Source organism: Streptomyces sp. NPDC007162 (assembly GCF_040634175.1).
In the GTDB taxonomy this organism is placed as follows: Bacteria; Actinomycetota; Actinomycetes; order Streptomycetales; family Streptomycetaceae; genus Streptomyces.
This window is the reverse complement of sequence record NZ_JBEYFC010000202.1, coordinates 1-14,533: the sequence shown is the minus strand read 5'-3', so window position 1 is coordinate 14,533 and position 14,533 is coordinate 1. Positions and strand designations below refer to the sequence as shown.

Here is a 14,533-nt window from a genome sequence, read left to right as displayed (position 1 = left end):
GTCCAGGATCCTTGCCGTGGTCGGCACGTCCAACTGGGAGTTGTCGATGATCTGGAGGCCCGAGCCGTACCAGCCGGCCATGCGGCCGTGGATGCAGGCCTGCGGGAGTTGATGTGGAACATGTGTGGACCTTCCGTGAAGTGCTGTTCTTGGCTGGGAAATTGGGATCCGGCCCCGGTTACGGCGGGGCACGCAAAGGCCGGGAAGTGGCGCGTGACGGTGGCCGGTGAACGCTCTCCCAGCAGGAGAGCAGGCCTAATCTGATGCGTGAGCGGGCTGAATAGGACCGGCAGGCGGACGGATTGGATTCGATTGGACACGGAAAAGACGCGGAGAGCGCCGTTCGCCGCGCTGCGCCCGGGTGCCGCGATGCCGGTCGCGGCACAGGTGCTCATCGCGGGAACACTGTTCTCCCGTCTCGGTGACACGCTCGCCTCGCTGGGCCTGGTGCTGCACGCGGCGGACCGGGACATCCGGTTCGGCGTGACCGAGGTGATGCTCGCCGAGCTCGTTCCCACCGTGCTCGCGGCGCCGTTGATCGGTTCCGTGGTGGACCGGTTCAGTGCGCGTGCGGTGTGCCTGTGGGCGCTGCTGGTCCAGGCGCTGGCCCTCGGCGCGGCCACCGGGGTCGGCGGGTTCCATGTGAAGGTGGCGCTGATCGCGCTGTCGTGCCTGGCCGGAGTGGCCTCGGTGGCCGCCGGGTTCAAGATGCTGCCCGCCGTGGCCGGTGAGGAGCACACGGGCCGGGCGAACAGCCTGCTGACGGCGGGCCTGTCCGTCGCGGGGCTGGCCGGCCCTCCCCTCGCCGGCTTCCTGAACTCCCTGTGGGGCACGCCCGTGCTGCTCGCGGTGGACGCGACGTCCTTCCTCGTCCTGGCGGGCTGCACCATGCTGGCCGTACCGGGCACCGTGGACGTGGCGATCGGCCGCCGCCCCGCCACCAGGCTCGCGGACGGCTACCGGGCGCTGCGCGACGCGCCGGTGGTGGGCACGCTGATGCCGGCCCTGGCGGCGGCGATGCTGGCCACCAGCATCGAGAACGTCGCGGGCGTCTACTACCTGCGGGACGTCGTCCACGGCAACGACACCGTGTTCGGCCTCTTCCTGGCCACCTGGGCCCTGGGCTCCGTGCCGGGCGCACTGCTGGCGGGCCGCGCGGGCTGGTCGGACCGGCACACCCTGCTGATCGTCGGCGGCATCATGGGCATGGCGCTCGGCCTGCTCCTCGCCGGCCTCCTCCCGGTCGCCGCGGTGATCTTCCCGCTGTTCCTGCTGGCGGGCTTCGGCAACGGCGCCTGCAACGTCGGCCTGCGCAACGCGGTGCACTCACGGGTACCGGCCGAGGTGCACGGCAGCGCCTGGGCCTGCTTCCAGGCGCTGTCCCGCAGTTGCATCGGCCTCGGCTATCTGCTGGGGACGCCGAACTCCCTGGTCTCCAGCCAGGGCCAGGTGATCGCCTCGGGTGTCATCCCGCTGGTGGCCATGGCGTGGGCGGCCCTGGTGATGTTCCGCCGGGGCGAGTCCGCCGTGCCGGAACGGTCCGCCTGAGAGACGGACCGCCCGGCCGGGGAACAGGGATCCCGTTGGTCTAGTCCTCTTGACGGAGGGGGCTTCCGGCGCTTTGGTATGTACCAAACCGCTCCGGCCCACCCCCCGTTCCGCCCTGATGGGCATCCCGAAAGGGCCAATGTCATGCACCTGGCAAAATTGGCGGCCTCCGCGTGTGCGCTCGCACTCGCGGCCACCGGCGTCACCGTGGCGCTGGCCCCCGCCGGCAGCGCCGCGGCGAGCAGTGTCCACTCCGTGGCTCCCTACGTCGACATGTCGAACAGTCAGGAAGGACTGCTCGACACCGCCGTCACCGGCCACGGCCTCAAGGCCTACACGGCGGCCTTCGTGCTCGGCGAGGGCTGCACCCAGATATGGGGAGACACGCTCCCCGTCGGCAACGACCCGTACACCGACCCCGAGATCGCCAGGGCGAGATCCGAGGGCGCGTCCGTCATCGTCTCCTCCGGCGGGGCGAGCGGCGAACCGCTCGCCTGGACCTGCTCCACCCAGAGCAGCATCGACGCCGGATACCAGGCGATCATCGACGACTACGGCGTCACCCAGCTCGACTTCGACGTCGAGGGCGCGGCGATCGCGGACACCGCTGCCGCGGCCCGTCAGATGCAGGCGATGAAGGACCTCGAGGCGGCCAACCCGAACCTGCGGTTCTCCATGACCCTGCCGGTGCTGACCAGCGGGCTGACCGCGGACGGCGTCAACATCCTCAAAGCCGCGAAGAACGCGGGTATCAGGATCGACGTGGTCAACCTCATGACCATGGACTACTACGCGGGCACCGGCACCGAGATGGGCCAGGCCGCCCTCTCGGCGGCCCGGGCCACCCTGGCGCAGATGCAGTCCGTCGACCCGGGCTACACCTACGCCGACCTCGGCATCACGCCGATGATCGGCAAGAACGACGACGGGTCCACCTTCACGCTCGCGGACGCCCGGACGGTGGAGAGCTTCGCCGCGCAGAACGGCGTCGGGCGGCTGTCGTTCTGGTCGGCCAACCGGGACCAGCCGTGCGGCGGCAGCGCCAACTCGCTGTCCACGTGCAGCGAGATCAGCCAGAACCCTCTCGCGTTCACCGACGCGTTCGTGCCCTACCAGGGCGGCTCGGGCGGCGGAGGCACCACCGCCGACTTCTCGCTCGCCCTGTCCCCGGCCAACGCCTCGGTGGTGCGGGGCGGTTCGGTGACCGCGACCGTCACCACCGCCGTCACCTCCGGCAGCGCCGAGTCCGTCGCCCTCTCCACCTCCGGCGCGCCCTCCGGGGTCAGCGTCTCCTTCAGCCCCGGATCCGTGACGTCCGGCGGCGGTTCGACGCTGACCGCGGCCGTCGGCTCGTCCGTGGCCGCGGGCAGCTATCCGATCACCGTCACCGGCACCGCCGCGAGCGGCAGCCACAGCGTGACGTACACGCTCACGGTCACCACCGGCGGCAGCGGCGGCGGTGGCGGCTCGCTCACCAACGCGGGCTTCGAGACCGGCTCGCTCTCCCCCTGGACCTGCACGGGCGGCAGCTCGGTGGTGTCCGGACCGGCGCACAGCGGGAGCCACAGCCTCCAGGTCACGCCGAGTTCCAGCAGCACCGGCGAGTGCGACCAGACGGTCACCCTGTCTCCCGACACCGCTTACACACTCACCGGTTGGGTGCAGGGGCCGTACGCGTACCTCGGGGTCAGCGGTGGTGCCACCGCGAGCACCTGGTCGAACGGGACGAGCTGGAACCAGCTGACGGTGAGCTTCACGACCGGCAGCAGCGGCACGGTCACCGTCTTCGTCCACGGCTGGTACGGCCAGTCCGCCGTCGACGCCGACGACTTCGCCCTCGCCTGAAGGCAAGGCCGCCACGGCGATGGGGCCGGTTCCCGGACGCGCTCCCGGGAACCGGCCCCGCTCGTCCGCCCGTTACTGGCCGAAGCCGTAGGCGAACAGGTGGCCGCTGCCCGTCGCGCCGGTCACCGGCAGCGTGACCGAGGCCACCTGCTTGGCCGCGTCCAGGGGGACCTTCGTGGCGAAGACATAGGTCTTCACTCCGTCACGGCCCCCGCTGCCCGTGTTCCGGTAGGCCGTCGCGACGGCGGTCGTGTCACCGGCGACCGGCTTGCTGGAGCCGCCGTTGAGGGTCCAGTCGGAGAAGCCGACCGTCGCCTTCGAGGTGGTGCCGTCGGTGTAGGTGACGGTCACCGTGCCGGACACCCCGCTGCCGTCGGTCGGCGCGTTGGCCGCGGAGCCCAGCAGGCCCAGCGACGTGCCCGACGTACCGGCCGGCATCGGGATGGTCTGGCCGGCCATCTCCAGGTTGTCCGGCTGACCGGAGGTCACCGTCGGCCAGGTGTAGGACACGCCGTCCACCGTGAGGGTGGAGCCGCTGCCGACACCCGCCGCCGACAGCGCGTTCTGCGAGTAGGCCCAGCCGCCGCTGTCGAACCCGCCGGAGAACGTGGCGCCGTCGGGGTAGACGCCCTCGTTGGTGTCGTACGGCCACAGCGCCCCGGCCTTGGCCACGGCCACCCGCAGGGTCGCCCCCGGCAGTGCCGCACCGGTGCCGTGGTCGGTCAGCGCGAACGTGACCGGGTACGTGCCCTCGACGGCGCCTGCCGTCACGTGCACCTTCGCCTCGGCACTGCCCGAGGCGGGCACGGTCAGCGAGCCGGACGCCGTGTCGAGCGTGACGCCGGAGGGTGCCGTCGCCGTCCAGTCGACCGTGACGGCCCGGCTGCCCAGGTTCGTCAGGTCGAGGGTGCCGTCCTGGGACGTGCCCGGCTGGAGGACCAGTCCGTTGCTGGGACCGGTCGCGGCCAGCACCCGCCCGCCGCCGGTGGTGTCCGAGGGCGGTACCGCCGCCGGACCGGACGCCCAGGAGGTGTCGGGTGCGGTGCCGAGGGTGAAGTCGAGGCTGCCCGCGCCCTTGAACTGCCCGTACGTCAGCCATGAGGTGTGCCAGGCCTTGCCCTTCACTTTCAGCGCCTGCACGTACGGCGCGTCGGGCGCGGCCTGCGGTGCCGCGATCCGGACCGCCTTGCCGCCGTCGACGGTCACCCGGGCCACCGGGAACGCCGGGCTGCCGAGCACCAGGGTGTCCGTGCCGGGGGTCTCCGGGTACATGCCGAGCGCTGACCAGACGTACCAGGAGCTCATGGCGCCGAGGTCGTCGTTGCCGAACGAGCCGACCGGGGCGTTGAAGTACAGGTCCTGCTGGGCCTCGCGGACGGCCGCCTGGGTCTTCCACGGCTCGCCGGTGTAGTCGTACTCCCAGGGGATCTCCACGCTGGGCTCGTTGCTGAGGTCGGCGTCGGTGTTGCCGGGGTGGGTGATGTCGTCGAGGAGGCTGTCCAGGTAGGACGAGTACGCCGTGGCGCCGCCGCGTGCCTGGATGAGCTGCTTCAGGTTGAACGGGACCATCGGCGTGTACTGGGCCGACGTGCCCTCCACGAAGCCGTTGGAGGTACCCGGGGTGAAGCCGCCCGCGAACTGGCCGTCCTTGTTCTTGCCCCGCATGTAGCCGGTCTGCGGGTCGAAGACGTTCATCCAGTCCTGGGCACGGGTGGCGAACTTCTCGTACACCGCTGTCTTCCCCAGGGACTTGGCGAACGCGGCGAGGGCGTAGTCGGCGGAGTCGTACTCCAACTGGGTGGAGACCGGGCCGTAGAAGTTGCAGCAGCCGTAGTCGTTCTCGTCCAGCGGGAGGTAGCCCTTGGCGTCCCGTACCGGCTCGCCGGGCCGGTCGTTGTTCGGGACGGTGGCCTCGTGCTGGAGTGCGGCGAGGGCCTTGCCGGTGTCGAAGTCCCGCGCGCCGAAGGCGTACGCGTCGGTGATGATGCCCGCGGCCGGGTCGCCGACCATCACATAGCTCTCGCCGTTGTTCGAGGCCCACTTGGGCAGCAGGCCCGTCTGGTCGTAGCCGTTGAGCATCGAGGTGACGACGTCACTGGCGACCTTCGGCTCGACCAGCGCCATCAGCTGGGTCTGGGAGCGGTAGGTGTCCCAGCCGGAGTAGTTGGCGTACTGGGCTTTCTGGCCCTTGGCCAGCTTGTGGACCTGGTTGTCCATGCCCATGTACTGGCCGTCGGCGTCCGAGAAGACGTTCGGGTGGAGCAGCGCGTGGTAGAGCGCGGTGTAGAACTGCGTCTGCTGGTCGGCGGAGCCGCCGCCCACCTGGATCTTCCTCAGTACGGCGTTCCAGGCGTCGTGGTTGGCCTTCTCGACGGCGCCGATGTTCCAGTTCTTGATCTCTTTGCCGAGGTTGTCCGCCGCGTTGGCGTCACTCGTGTACGAGATGCCGACCTTCGCCGTGACCGTGCGGTTCGCGGTGGTGTCGAAGGTGAGGTACATGCCGTTCGCGCCGGTCGTGGGCGGCTGGGCGGCCTCGGCCGTCGCGGACAACCGGGACGCGGTGTTCCCGTGGACCGTCGGGGCCGGTTTCGCCGGGACGGTGAAGTGCTTCTCCTTCAGCGGCTTCGACGTGGACTCCTGCGGGGCCTGCCGGACCTTGCCCGCCTTCAGCGACCTGGCGTCGGGGGTGATGGTGCCGCCGACCCAGGTGCCGCTCGCCGTGAAAGCCCGGTCGAACTTGATGTCGAAGTGCAGCGTGTACCGGTTGCTCGCGCCGCAGAAGTGACCGCTGTCGATCGCGCCGCTGATCTCCTTGCCGTTCACCACCCGGACGCGCGTTCCGTCCACCTGGGTGGCGCCCCCGCTCAGCTTGAACAGCAGGTTCGCCTGCTGTCCCGCGGGGAAGGTGAAGGTGCCGAGGCCGGCGCGGGTGGTGTCGGTCAGTTCGGTGGTGACCCCGTTGGCGTCGGTGACCTCGTACGACCCGATGCCGGCCCGCTCGTGGTCGTGGCCGAAGCTGACGGACGTACTGCCGAGGTTGCCCGACAGCGCGCCGGTCACCGGCAGGACGGGCAGGTCGCCCGCGACGGGGCAACCGGGTCCCGAGACGTGGGTGAGGCTGAAGCCGGAGATCTTCTTGTCGCCGTACTCGTAGCCGCCGCCGTCGGGGCGGTCGGGGGTCGTGTCGGGGCCCCACTGCACCATGCCGGCCGGCATGTCGGGGCCGGGGAAGGTGTCCACCGCACCGGAGGTGCCGATGAGGGGGTTGACGAGGGACGCGGGGTCCTTGACGAGGGCCGGTGCGGCGGCGCTCGCGGCGTCGGCGCTTCCGATCGCCGGAAGCGGAAGGACTGCCAGGCCCAGGACGCAGATCACGGCGAGGCGTTGCCGGAATCTCGTGCGGTCGGGTGGTGCGGCTGAACGTCGGGGTCTCACCATCGGTTGCCTCCGCAGCAGTTCGTGCTTCGCATATCAGGCGTCAAGTTTGACAACGTTGCCAGGCACGAGAGTTGAGTGAAACGCGTGCGCTTGGGGCATGTCAACGAGGCCAACAGGACTTTCTGATTGCGAAGTTCACGAAGGGGCGCGGAGGCGTCCGGCACACACCCCGCGGACCCGGCACCCGACTGGCCGAAAGGGTTATTGGCAGCCGCTGACAATAAAGTGCTACGGTCGAAATGCCGGAAGATCGCGTTCCGAGGTCCATGAGGAGGACCATGAACGTCACCGCCGAGCGTTCCCGCCTGCCCTTCGCACGACCGAATGTGCTCGAACTCGCACCGCTGTACGAGGTACTGCGCCGGGAGGCGCCGATCACCGCGGTCACCACACCGGCCGGGGATCCGGCCTGGCTCGTCACCCGCTTCGACGAAGTGCGCGACCTCCTGAGCGACAAGCGGCTCGGCCGCTCCCATCCCGAGCCGGAACGGGCGTCGCGCATCACCACGGCCGCGGTGCAGGAGGGCCCCTCGGGCAACTACGCCACCGAGGAGGCCGACCACACCCGGATGCGCCGGCTGCTCACCCCGGCCTTCTCCGCCCGGCGGATGGTGATGCTCTCCGATCACGTACGACAGCTCGTGGACGGCTGTATCGACCGGCTGCTCGCCGAGCGGGCCACCGCCCCGGACGGGGTGGTCGACCTGCACGCCGGGCTGGCCTTCCCGGTGCCGGTCGCGGTCATCTGCCGGCTGCTGGGCGTGCCCGAGAGCGACCGCGACCACTTCGCCTCGCTGTCGGAGCGCATGGCCGACCATTCCATCGGCGATGCGGCCCTCCGGGCACGGGACGAGTTCAACGCGTACATGACCACGCTTGCCGAGAGCAAACGCGCCCGGCCGGGCGAGGACGTCATCTCCGACCTCGTACGCGCCCAGAGCACCGACGAGGCCTACGACTACGACGAGATGATCCGGCTCTGCGTCGGGCTGCTGTTCGCCGGGCACGAGACCACCGTCAACCGCATCGGCCTGGGCACGCTCTTCCTGCTCACCCGCCCCGAACAGTGGCGGGCGCTGACCGCGGACCCCGCGGGCCGGGTGAACGCCACCGTCGAGGAGATCATGCGCCTGGGCGCGCCCGGTGACCTGGGCCTGCTGCGCTACGCCCACACCGACGTCGACGTGGCCGGGGTCACGATCCGACGCGGCGACGCCGTGATCCTGTCGGTCAACTCGGCCAACCGGGACGCGTCCGTCTACCGCGACGCCGAGACGTTCGACCCCGACCGTCCGGAGCGCAACCATCTCGGATTCGGCCACGGCCCGCACTTCTGCATCGGGGCGAGCCTGGCCCGCACGGAACTGCGCATCGTCTTCGCGGCGATGGCCGAGCGCCTGCCAGGGCTGCGCCTCGCCAAGGACGTCGACGACCTGGAGGTGCGCACCACCCTCACCGGTGGCGTCAGGGAACTTCCCGTGACCTGGTGAGGGCAGCGCGCCCGCCGCGTCACCCCTCGTCGCGCAGCCGGGCCGCAAAGGAGGTCAGCGGTTCGGTCTCCTCGGAGTTGCCCAGGGCGCTGAGGCACGCGCCCGCGCCCAGGCAGTCGGGCTGCGCCGCGAAGGGCGCCGCCGTCAGCCGGGCCGCGACGACGCCGTCGCCGCCGAGGGCCGAGCACTCCGCGGTCATCCGCCCGAGGGCCGAGCGACGCGCCTGGTCGAAACCCTTGACGAGCCCGGCGGACGGGGCCCCTGTCCCGGAGAGCGCGATGGGGGTGGCGCCGGTGTACCACGCGTCCGTGCACAGGCAGTCGTGATAGCCCCAGAACCGGCCGCTGCGGCCCACGTGGTGGACGGCCGAGCCCATGACCTGGCCCGCCGGTTCGAAACCCACGGCGCGCAGCGCGGCGAACCCGCCGGTGGACAGAGCCGAGGACCATGTCCCGCTGCCCCGTACCTCCGCCATGCGGGCGGCCGCCGCCGAGGGCAGCCCGCCCCCGTCGATTCCCCGCCCACGGACACCAACTCCCCGCTCGCGCCCGGCTGCTGGGTACGACTGCTCATCGAGTGCATGCCCGGTCGCCGTGGTCGTCCGGGGAGCTGCGCGACGCACACGCGCACTGTGTACGGCCCTGTGGGCGCGCGCCGTCACCGACGCGTTCAGGCCGTCCGGTCACACGGAAGGAGACAGCTGAGCGCGCACCCATTCGGGATCGGGGTTGGTGTGCGCCCGACCCGCCACCACGACGGTCGGCACCGTCTCGTTGCCGTCGTTGGCCGCTCTCACCGCCGCGGCTCCTTCCGGGTCGCGCCAGATGTTCACCCAGTGCAGTCGGCGGGCGTCGCGGCCCAGGCGGATGCGCAGGCGCATGCAGTACGTGCAGCCCGGACGCCAGAACACCACCGGCCGGCCGTCGACCGCGCTGCGCCGTCGTGCCTCCGCCGCACCGGTCGACCTCGGGAAGACCAGGGGCGAGTTGACCCCGGCGAGCACCAGGAACACCAGCAGGATCGCCGCGGCTGTGCCGGTGTCCCCCTTGAGGACCGGCCCCGTCGCGAGGGCCGAGCCGCAGACCACGAACAGCGTCGGCAGGATCCACACGCGCATCATGGTGACGCAGGCTACCGATGAGCCGCACCCCGCGGAAACTCCGGTGCACCGGCTCGGGCACCTCTGCGATCATCCCCGGATGGCGCACAGTCTCGACTCGCTGGTCATCCGACACACCCACCGTCTTCCCTCCCCCAGGGGCTCCGCCGGGCAAGGAGCCGCCGCCGCCCGGCAGTTCGACGCGGCGCTGACGACCGTCGGCTTCAAGCTCTCGGCGGAGCTGCTGGAGCGGCTGTCGGGGCTGTCCGAGGACGCGGTCGTGCACACCGCCAAGCGGGCGCTGCGCACCGTGAGCGAGATGGTGGGCGACCACGTCCGGCACAACTCGTACTTCATCGACTTCCCGGCGAACGTGCCGGACACCGAGGAGTTCTGGACGCGGTGCGTGGCGCGGGCACTCGGCGACGAGAAGGCGCGTGACAACGTGCTGGCACAGCTGCGGGTCGGGGTGCTGAACCTGCTCAGCCTCCCCACGTACGGCCGCTACCAGCACACCTACGAGGAGATGCTCGCGGCGCAGGACGAACTGATCGCCTCGGCGGGCGACCGGGTCACCGTCCTGCATCTGGGCCGGGACCTGGACGACGAACTCACCGAGCTGTACCTGGCCCTGGCCGGCAGCACGACCCCGCTGAACGAGGACGACCTGCGCGACCTCAGGACCCTGGCCGAGCGGTGCGCGCTCGGACCCCAGCCGGAGGCGATCCCGGTCCGGGAGAACCGGGCGGTCGTCAACGCGGGCCGGCTCGGCGCCGGGGCGGACCTCCTCATCGACACCGTCACCGACGTGCTGCGGCTGGCCTGCGCGCTGTCGGGCGGCGACGTGACGCTGCGGGAGCCGACCCGGTTCCGGGCGCTGTCGCGGCCGGTGCGCCGGGGACTGCTCGCGGGTCTGGACGCCGTGGTCGCGGCGAACCCCGCGAAGCTCGCCGACGTGGTCGCGCACCGGGAGCCGTTCAAGCGGCTCGGCGAGCGTCTCCACCCGCACGAGTACCCGCGCTGGCCGCACGCCGCGGAGGTGTTCGCGGTCGCGCGCGGCGAGAAGGCGGCGCCTTCCTTCGACAGCCTCTTCGAAAAGCTGCTCGACGCGTACGACATCCGTGGCGCGGTGGATCTGCTGAAGTCCGCTCCCGGCAGGCTGTTCCGCGCCCTGGACCTGCTGCTGCGCATCGCCGCCGACCAGGAGGAACGGGACGCGGTGGTGGCAGCCGCCGTTCAGGTCGCGCCCGATGTCTCCGGCCGGGTGGTGCTCTCGGTGCGCGAGCATCTGCACAACCGGGAACGGGAGAGCGACCGGCCCCGGATCTTCGTCAACCGCCGGGGCCGCGCCTGGGTGACCCCCGACGACCGGCCACCCGTGCCGGACGCCGACCGCGACCGTCTGATCGCCGCCCTCGACGCCGAGATACGCCGTCGGCTCCCGGTGCCGGACCGGCTGCTGGTCGACCCCGACGTCCTCGACGTGGCGCTGCCGCTCAGCGGCCGGGCGACCGCGGCCGGGCTCGGCGTGCTGCCGCGCGGGTCGGTCTCCACGGTCGACGGCGACCGGCTGCGCTTCTTCGTGTACTGGAAGCAGACCAGGGCCCGGACCGACTTCGACCTGTCGGCGCTGCTGCTGCACGCCGACTACAGCACCGATTCCTGGCTCTCGTACACCTCGCTCAGGGCCGTGGGGGGCGAGCATTCGGGCGACGTCACCGAGGCGCCGGACGGGGCCTCGGAGTTCATCAACCTGTCCCTGGACCGGGTGCGCAGCACCTTCATCGTTCCGCAGGTCAACATCTTCGCCGGGGAGAACTTCGAAGAGGTCGAGGAGTCGTTCTTCGGCTTCATGCTGCGCGACGGCGAGCAGAAGGGCCGGCCGTTCGAGCCGCGCACCGTGCGGATGAAGTCGGAGCTGCGCGGGGTGGGCCGGGTGGCGCTGCCGCTGGTGTTCCGGCGCGGGGACGACGGCCGGTGGCGCGCGAAGTGGCTGCACCTGTACCTGAGGGGCATCTCGTCGGCCAACCGGGTCGAGGAGAACCAGGTGTCCGTGTCGAAGGTGGTGCGCGCCGTCGTGGAGCGCGAGCAGTTGACGGTGGGGTACCTGATCGACCTGATGTCCGGCGACACCACGACCGTGGACCTGTGGGACGGCGAGCGGATCCCGGACGCGCCCGTGACGTACATCGGCCTCGCACGTCCCGAGGGACTGCATCCGGACTCGCGGATCGTCACCGTCGAAAACCTGCGCGACCTGATCCCGGGCTGAGTGCTAGCGTGGGCCGTGGCGAGGCCATGAAGGGGCTTCCTTCTCATACTCCTTTACAGATACGAGTTCTTTCGCTTTCCTCGCCGTCGACCTCGACCGGGAGGCGCCCAGTGGGCGCCTCCCGGTTTTTTCGTCAGGTCAGCGGCGTGGAAGTGGTGGTAGCCCCCCGGGCGCCCGGAGGCGTTCCCCCTGCGGATTGGGTGGCTGTCCCCGTGTCGGCGCGACGCGGCCGTGCCCAGACTCGGCAGCATGACGTTCTCCATCGACGCTCCCGCCGCGTCCGCGACGGCCGCCGGCCCTGTACGGCCCTCCGGTTCCGGCAGCGATTTCGCCAGACTCTCCCGACGCATCGGCGAGGCAGGCCTGCTGGACCGGCGCCCGGGCCACTACACCGTGCGGCTCGGCCTGGTGATCGCGGCCCTGCTGGGCGGCTGGGCCGCTTTCCTCACGCTCGGCGACACCTGGTGGCAGCTGGCCGTCGCCGCCGCGATGGCCCTCGTCTTCGGGCAGGTCGCGCTCGTCGCACACGACCTGGCTCACCGGCAGGTCTTCCGCCGGCGCCGCCCGAGCGAGACATGGGGCCGCCTCCTCGGCAACCTCGGCATCGGGATGAGCTACGGGTGGTGGATGAACAAGCACACCCGGCACCACGCCAACCCCAACCACGAGGAGCTCGATCCCGACGTCGCTCCCGACATCCTGGTGTGGTCCACCGACCAGGCCCGCAGGAGCAACGGCCTGGCCCGGGTCATCGGCGCCCACCAGGCGTTCCTGTTCTTCCCGCTGCTGACCCTGGAGGGTTTCAACCTGCATGTGTCGAGCATGCGGGCGCTGCGCTCGCCGTCCATGAAGAACCGGGTGCTGGAGGGCACGCTGCTCCTGCTGCACCTGGCGGCCTACCTGTCCGCGCTGTTCCTGGTGCTCTCCCCCGGAAAGGCCGTGGCGTTCCTCGCCGTGCACCAGGGCCTGTTCGGGGTCTACCTGGGCTGCACGTTCGCCCCGAACCACAAGGGCATGCCCACCTTCACCGGCGACGAGCGGCCCGACTTCCTGCGGCGTCAGGTGCTCACCTCCCGCAACGTGCGGGGCGGCCGGTTCACGGACGTGATGCTCGGCGGGCTCAACCACCAGATCGAACACCACCTGTTCCCGAGCATGCCCACCCCGCATCTGCGCCGCGCCCGGGTGATCGTGCGGGAGTACTGCGCGGAGATCGGGGTGCCGTACCACGAGACCGGCCTGCTCCAGTCCTACCGCGAGGCCCTCGGGCACCTGCACCGGGTGGGAGCGCCTCTCCGGCGGCGGCGCGGGACGGCTTGGCGGGGTGACCACTGAAGTCCGCCGTTTCGGCGAGATTCGTCACTACGTGGCATTCGCCATAATTCACCCCCTTCAGGACGGACAGATGCAAACGTAGTTCTCCGAAACAACGACCAGCGACATGGGAGATACGTTTGTTCACGGTACGTAAGCGAAGCACCGGGCTGATGGCTACGGCCGGCGTACTCGGCGGCGTACTCGCACTCACGGTCCTCGGCGGCACCAGCAACGCGGCCACCAGCGGAAACGACGCCGGGAGCCGGCAGAAGACGCCTGCGTCGGCACAACCGGCGGGCACCCAGGACACCTCCGACGCCCGAATAGGGATCACGCCCGGTCAGGGTGCCCACGGCGTCGGGATCACCAGTCCCGTAGGGGTCACCGTCAGTAACGGCACCCTCACCAAGGTGACCATGACCGCCGTCGCGACCGGTACCGAGATCCCGGGCACCCTGTCCGCGGACGGCACGTCCTGGAAGCCGAACGGCTCGCTCCAGCGGGCCACCGGATACCAGATCGCCGCAGAGGCCGAGGACGCCCAGGGCCGCTCCGCCACCGGGTACGCCACGATCACCACCGTCTCCCCCGCCAACGACTTCATCGGGCACGTCTCTCCCGAGGACGGTTCGACCGTCGGGGTGGGCATGCCGGTGACGGTCACCTTCGACAAGGCCATCGGCGACAAGGCCGCCGTGGAGTCGGAGATCCAGGTCGGCACCAGCAGCGGGCAGCGGGTCGTCGGGCACTGGCTCAACGACGCCCGCCTGGACTTCCGCCCCGAGACGTACTGGACGCCCGGCTCCACCGTCACCGTCAAGCTCACCCACCGCGGTGTCCGGAAAACGGTGACGTTCAAGATCGGCCGGAGTCAGGTCAGCACAGTCGACGCCGGCACGAAGCAGATGACCGTCGTACGGGACGGCAAGACGATCAGGACCATCCCGATCTCGTCCGGCAGCCCGGAGCACCCGACGTACAACGGCCAGATGGTCATCTCCGAGAAGTTCACGCAGACCCACATGAACGGGGCGAGCGTCGGCCTCCTGAAGGACGGCAAGCCCGCGTACGACATCGACGACGTACCGCACGCCATGCGCCTGACCGACTCGGGCACGTTCATCCACGGCAACTACTGGGCGGCCGACTCGGTCTTCGGCAAGGCCAACACCAGCCACGGCTGCATAGGCCTGAACGACGTCAAGGGCGGAGGCGACGGCAGGCAGCCCGCCGCGTGGTTCTTCGACAACTCGATGCCCGGTGACGTCGTGATCGTCAAGAACTCCGCGGACAAGACCGCGCCGGCCCCGGACAACGGCCTCAGCGACTGGAACATGCCGTGGACCGAGTGGGTCTCGGGCGGCGCGACCGGCTGACAGCGCGTCGCTCCGCGCAGGTGAGCCCGAACCCCTTCCGCCAGGCGGCGTCCGACCGTGTCGGACGCCCCCCCCCCCCAACAGAAAAAAACACCAAATAACAAAAAAAACAAAAAACTAAAAAAAGTAATACGTCTACAGCATTTTA

General features: G+C 70.5%; 9 protein-coding genes. 6 read left to right on the top strand and 3 right to left on the bottom strand.

Translation table 11 applies throughout. The features are described 5' to 3' along the window. Nucleotides 1-312: 312 nt before the first annotated feature. Nucleotides 313-1,548 (top strand): MFS transporter, encoded by a 1,236-nt coding sequence (locus ABZ646_RS23500; RefSeq protein ID WP_360522153.1) that lies wholly within the window; start codon nt 313-315, stop codon nt 1,546-1,548. A gap of 144 nt (nt 1,549-1,692) precedes the next feature. Continuing rightward, the gene (locus ABZ646_RS23495; protein ID WP_360522150.1) at nt 1,693-3,393 is read left to right on the top strand and encodes a carbohydrate binding domain-containing protein; all 1,701 of its coding nucleotides are present in this window, start codon (nt 1,693-1,695) and stop codon (nt 3,391-3,393) included. Nucleotides 3,394-3,465: 72 nt separating this feature from the next. Here ABZ646_RS23495 and ABZ646_RS23490 read toward each other — a convergent pair whose 3' ends face one another. Continuing rightward, nucleotides 3,466-6,768, bottom strand: coding sequence for a lectin (locus tag ABZ646_RS23490; RefSeq protein ID WP_360522147.1), 3,303 nt, complete (start codon nt 6,766-6,768; stop codon nt 3,466-3,468). Nucleotides 6,769-7,109: 341 nt separating this feature from the next. On the opposite strand from ABZ646_RS23490, the gene ABZ646_RS23485 reads away from it, so the two are divergent. Further along, a complete protein-coding gene (locus ABZ646_RS23485) occupies nt 7,110-8,321 on the top strand; it encodes a cytochrome P450 (protein ID WP_360522144.1) in 1,212 nt (403 codons plus the stop codon). A 19-nt stretch (nt 8,322-8,340) separates the two neighbouring features. Here ABZ646_RS23485 and ABZ646_RS23480 read toward each other — a convergent pair whose 3' ends face one another. Both ABZ646_RS23480 and ABZ646_RS23475 read right to left on the bottom strand, forming a co-directional pair. After that, nucleotides 8,341-8,943, bottom strand: coding sequence for a hypothetical protein (locus tag ABZ646_RS23480; protein ID WP_360522141.1), 603 nt, complete (start codon nt 8,941-8,943; stop codon nt 8,341-8,343). A gap of 60 nt (nt 8,944-9,003) precedes the next feature. Then, the gene (locus tag ABZ646_RS23475; protein ID WP_360522138.1) at nt 9,004-9,441 is read right to left on the bottom strand and encodes a glutaredoxin domain-containing protein; all 438 of its coding nucleotides are present in this window, start codon (nt 9,439-9,441) and stop codon (nt 9,004-9,006) included. Between the two features lie 79 nt (nt 9,442-9,520). Between ABZ646_RS23475 and ABZ646_RS23470 the strand changes: the two genes are divergently transcribed. From ABZ646_RS23470 to ABZ646_RS23460, 3 genes are all read left to right on the top strand, one after another. Continuing rightward, nucleotides 9,521-11,692, top strand: a complete 2,172-nt coding sequence (locus ABZ646_RS23470) for a hypothetical protein (protein WP_360522135.1) — start codon at nt 9,521-9,523, stop codon at nt 11,690-11,692. Between the two features lie 249 nt (nt 11,693-11,941). Next, nucleotides 11,942-13,027: an acyl-CoA desaturase gene (locus ABZ646_RS23465; protein ID WP_360522132.1), complete on the top strand. Its 1,086-nt coding sequence runs from the start codon at nt 11,942-11,944 to the stop codon at nt 13,025-13,027. A gap of 152 nt (nt 13,028-13,179) precedes the next feature. Beyond that, a complete protein-coding gene (locus tag ABZ646_RS23460) occupies nt 13,180-14,385 on the top strand; it encodes an Ig-like domain-containing protein (protein ID WP_360522129.1) in 1,206 nt (401 codons plus the stop codon). The last annotated feature ends 148 nt before the right edge of the window (nt 14,386-14,533 follow it).

Excerpts from the sequence above, each read along its gene's own strand:
- ABZ646_RS23495 (WP_360522150.1), top strand. The coding sequence starts at position 1,693 with ATGCACCTGGCAAAATTGGCGGCCTCCGCGTGTGCGCTCGCACTCGCG.
- ABZ646_RS23485 (WP_360522144.1), top strand. The coding sequence starts at position 7,110 with ATGAACGTCACCGCCGAGCGTTCCCGCCTGCCCTTCGCACGACCGAAT.
- ABZ646_RS23475 (WP_360522138.1), bottom strand. The coding sequence starts at position 9,441 with ATGATGCGCGTGTGGATCCTGCCGACGCTGTTCGTGGTCTGCGGCTCG.
- ABZ646_RS23470 (WP_360522135.1), top strand. The coding sequence starts at position 9,521 with ATGGCGCACAGTCTCGACTCGCTGGTCATCCGACACACCCACCGTCTT.
- ABZ646_RS23465 (WP_360522132.1), top strand. The coding sequence starts at position 11,942 with ATGACGTTCTCCATCGACGCTCCCGCCGCGTCCGCGACGGCCGCCGGC.
- ABZ646_RS23460 (WP_360522129.1), top strand. The coding sequence starts at position 13,180 with ATGGCTACGGCCGGCGTACTCGGCGGCGTACTCGCACTCACGGTCCTC.